We start from the raw sequence: 4741 nt of genomic DNA, 5'->3' as shown, positions 1-4741 counted from the left end.
CCCCCCGTTTCCCGTTCACACCACAGCCTGAAGGCTGGTGTGTGGCATGGTAAAGGGGGTGTGTTTCAGGTTATCGGCCTATTAGTACCAGTCAGCTTCACCCATTACTGGGCTTCCACGTCTGGCCTATCAACCCAGTGGTCTGGCTGGGGGCCTCTCCCACCAAATGGTGGATGGAAATCTCATCTTGAAGTGGGCTTCCCGCTTAGATGCTTTCAGCGGTTATCCCTTCCGAACGTAGCCAATCAGCGATGCACTTGGCAGTACAACTGACACACCAGAGGTTCGTCCGTCCCGGTCCTCTCGTACTAAGGACAGCTCTTCTCAAATTTCCTGCGCGCGCAGCGGATAGGGACCGAACTGTCTCACGACGTTCTAAACCCAGCTCGCGTACCGCTTTAATGGGCGAACAGCCCAACCCTTGGGACCTACTCCAGCCCCAGGATGCGACGAGCCGACATCGAGGTGCCAAACCATGCCGTCGATATGGACTCTTGGGCAAGATCAGCCTGTTATCCCCGAGGTACCTTTTATCCGTTGAGCGACGGCCATTCCACAATGTACCGCCGGATCACTAGTCCCGACTTTCGTCCCTGCTCGAGATGTCTCTCTCACAGTCAAGCTCCCTTGTGCACTTACACTCGACACCTGATTGCCAACCAGGCTGAGGGAACCTTTGGGCGCCTCCGTTACTCTTTAGGAGGCAACCGCCCCAGTTAAACTACCCATCAGGCACTGTCCCTGAACCAGATCATGGTCCGAAGTTAGGAATCCCAAGTGGCCAGAGTGGTATTTCAACGATGACTCCACCCGAACTGGCGTCCGGGCTTCACAGTCTCCCACCTATCCTACACAAACCACTTAGAACACCAATACCAAACTATAGTAAAGGTCTCGGGGTCTTTCCGTCCTGCTGCGCGTAACGAGCATCTTTACTCGTACTGCAATTTCGCCGAGTTTATGGTTGAGACAGTAGGGAAGTCGTTACTCCATTCGTGCAGGTCGGAACTTACCCGACAAGGAATTTCGCTACCTTAGGATGGTTATAGTTACCACCGCCGTTTACTGGGGCTTAAATTCTCAGCTTCGCCATAACAGCTAACCGGTCCTCTTAACCTTCCAGCACCGGGCAGGAGTCAGTCCGTATACATCGTCTTGCGACTTCGCACGGACCTGTGTTTTTAGTAAACAGTCGCTTCCCCCTGGTCTCTGCGGCCCTTACCCGCTCCGGAAAGCAAGTTTCCATCACGGTCCGGGCCCCCCTTCTCCCGAAGTTACGGGGGCATTTTGCCGAGTTCCTTAACCATAATTCTCTCGATCGCCTTAGTATTCTCTACCTGATCACCTGTGTCGGTTTGGGGTACGGGCGGCTAGAACCTCACGTCGATGCTTTTCTCGGCAGCATAGGATCACCAAATCCCCCCACAAAAGGGGTCCCATCACGTCTCAGCCTCAGTATCAAAACAAGTTTCCCGGATTTGCCTAGGAAACGGCCTACCTGCTTAGACCGGGACAACCATCGCCCGGCTTGGCTACCTTCCTGCGTCACACCTGTTAACACGCTTACCTCCCCCGATCAGATCCCACGCTCACCCCACAGCCTGGCCCCGAAGGACACGCACTGAAGGCTCGGGTGGTTAGTATCCCGGGCTCGATATGGGCGGTTCTTCGCCGGTACGGGAATATCAACCCGTTGTCCATCGACTACGCCTGTCGGCCTCGCCTTAGGTCCCGACTTACCCAGGGCAGATTAGCTTGACCCTGGAACCCTTGATCATTCGGCGGACGGGTTTCTCACCCGTCATTCGCTACTCATGCCTGCATTCTCACTCGTGTAGGCTCCACCACTGGTTTACACCGCAGCTTCACCGCCCACACGACGCTCCCCTACCACTCCAAACCCCTGAACCAGGAACAAATCCACGGCTAGGGCAATGTCTGAAATCCACAACTTCGGCGGTGTACTTGAGCCCCGCTACATTGTCGGCGCGGAATCACTTGACCAGTGAGCTATTACGCACTCTTTCAAGGATGGCTGCTTCTAAGCCAACCTCCTGGTTGTCTAAGCAATCCCACATCCTTTCCCACTTAGCACACGCTTAGGGGCCTTAGTTGGTGGTCTGGGCTGTTTCCCTCTCGACTATGAAGCTTATCCCCCACAGTCTCACTGCTACGCTCTCACTTACCGGCATTCGGAGTTTGGCTGACGTCAGTAACCTTGTAGGGCCCATCGGCCATCCAGTAGCTCTACCTCCAGCAAGAAACACGTAACGCTGCACCTAAATGCATTTCGGGGAGAACCAGCTATCACGGAGTTTGATTGGCCTTTCACCCCTACCCACAGCTCATCCCCTCCATTTTCAACTGAAGTGGGTTCGGTCCTCCACGACGTCTTACCGTCGCTTCAACCTGGCCATGGGTAGATCACTCCGCTTCGGGTCTAGACCCAGCGACTCAAACGCCCTATTCAGACTCGCTTTCGCTACGGCTACCCCACACGGGTTAACCTCGCCACTGAGCACTAACTCGCAGGCTCATTCTTCAAAAGGCACGCCATCACAGGTACAAGCCTGCTCTGACGGATTGTAAGCACACGGTTTCAGGTACTATTTCACTCCCCTCCCGGGGTACTTTTCACCTTTCCCTCACGGTACTAGTCCGCTATCGGTCATGAGGAAGTATTTAGGCTTATCAGGTGGTCCTGACAGATTCACAGCAGATTCCACGAGCCCGCTGCTACTTGGGATACACATCAAACGGTACACAACATTTCAGTTACGGGGCCAACACCCTCTACGGCCAGGCCTTCAAACCTGTTCACCTATGCCTGTACTCTCGCTTCACCAGCCCGGCAGAACTGGAACGACACGTCCCACAACCCCGCACCTGCAACGCCCGCCGGCTATCACACAGATACGGTTTAGCCTCTTCCGCTTTCGCTCGCCACTACTCACGGAATCACTATTGTTTTCTCTTCCTACGGGTACTGAGATGTTTCACTTCCCCGCGTTCCCTCCACACACCCTATACATTCAGGTGCAGGTCACTACCCATAACAGGCAGCGGGGTTCCCCCATTCGGACATCCTCGGATCAAAGTTCGGTTATCAACTCCCCGAGGCTTATCGCAGATTCCTACGTCCTTCTTCGGCTCCTCATGCCAAGGCATCCACCGTGTGCCCTTAAAAACTTGAAACACAAAAACCAGAACAAACAAAATTGCTCAAAACAAACCCCACAGGGTCCATTTCAAAGATGCTCGCGTCCACTATACAGTTCTCAAACAACAACCCCACCCCCAACAACACGCACCCAACCCCACCCCAGCCACCGCGACAACCACAACAACAGCCATCACCATAAACCAGAACAAGACCAGGAACGATCAGTCCAAGGACAAGGAAACCAAAACAACAACACCCACCCCACACCAGCACCAGGAACCTACATCCCCAGAAACCAGCACAGACCAGACGCCTGTTGCCTCAGGCCCCAACAGTGTGTTCCGTAAACCCCCACGCACCAGAAACCACCAGCACTTCCAACCACACCAGCACACCCAACCCCTCAAAAAGAGACCAGACACCACCAGCACGGCGTACTACGCCAAGCAGCCCCCACCACGCAGGAACCAAAATTTGTTGATATTCCACCCATGAGCCACCCACCGAGAAACAACCGTTCTCGCAATGAGCGCATCTCCACACACCACCAGCAACCCATGCAGGCCACCAGCGAATGCCTGGTGCTCCTTAGAAAGGAGGTGATCCAGCCGCACCTTCCGGTACGGCTACCTTGTTACGACTTAGTCCCAATCGCCAGTCCCACCTTCGACAGCTCCCCCCCTTACGGGTTAGGCCACCGGCTTCGGGTGTTACCAACTTTCGTGACTTGACGGGCGGTGTGTACAAGGCCCGGGAACGTATTCACCGCAGCGTTGCTGATCTGCGATTACTAGCGACTCCGACTTCATGGGGTCGAGTTGCAGACCCCAATCCGAACTGAGACCGGCTTTTTGGGATTAGCTCCACCTCACAGTATCGCAACCCTTTGTACCGGCCATTGTAGCATGCGTGAAGCCCAAGACATAAGGGGCATGATGATTTGACGTCATCCCCACCTTCCTCCGAGTTGACCCCGGCAGTCTCCTATGAGTCCCCACCATCACGTGCTGGCAACATAGAACGAGGGTTGCGCTCGTTGCGGGACTTAACCCAACATCTCACGACACGAGCTGACGACAACCATGCACCACCTGTCAACCAGCCACAAGTGGGGGACCCATCTCTGAGTCTTACTAGTTGATGTCAAGCCTTGGTAAGGTTCTTCGCGTTGCATCGAATTAATCCGCATGCTCCGCCGCTTGTGCGGGCCCCCGTCAATTCCTTTGAGTTTTAGCCTTGCGGCCGTACTCCCCAGGCGGGGCACTTAATGCGTTAGCTACGGCGCGGAAAACGTGGAATGTCCCCCACACCTAGTGCCCAACGTTTACGGCATGGACTACCAGGGTATCTAATCCTGTTCGCTCCCCATGCTTTCGCTCCTCAGCGTCAGTTAATGCCCAGAGACCTGCCTTCGCCATCGGTGTTCCTCCTGATATCTGCGCATTCCACCGCTACACCAGGAATTCCAGTCTCCCCTACATCACTCTAGTCTGCCCGTACCCACCGCAGATCCGGAGTTGAGCCCCGGACTTTCACGGCAGACGCGACAAACCGCCTACGAGCTCTTTACGCCCAATA

General features: G+C 54.9%; 2 rRNA genes. Both read right to left on the bottom strand.

The window, feature by feature from the left end:
- Window positions 1–61 precede the first annotated feature (61 nt).
- Window positions 62–3195, bottom strand: a 23S ribosomal RNA gene (locus tag QQM37_RS14360).
- A gap of 560 nt (window positions 3196–3755) precedes the next feature.
- A 16S ribosomal RNA gene (locus tag QQM37_RS14355) occupies window positions 3756–4741 on the bottom strand; the annotation flags it as partial.

The sequence above is a fragment of the Psychromicrobium xiongbiense genome (genome assembly GCF_030271165.1).
Taxonomy (GTDB): domain Bacteria; phylum Actinomycetota; class Actinomycetes; order Actinomycetales; family Micrococcaceae; genus Renibacterium; species Renibacterium xiongbiense.
Note: the sequence above shows the minus strand (reverse complement) of the source record. Positions and strands in the feature narration are given on the sequence as shown.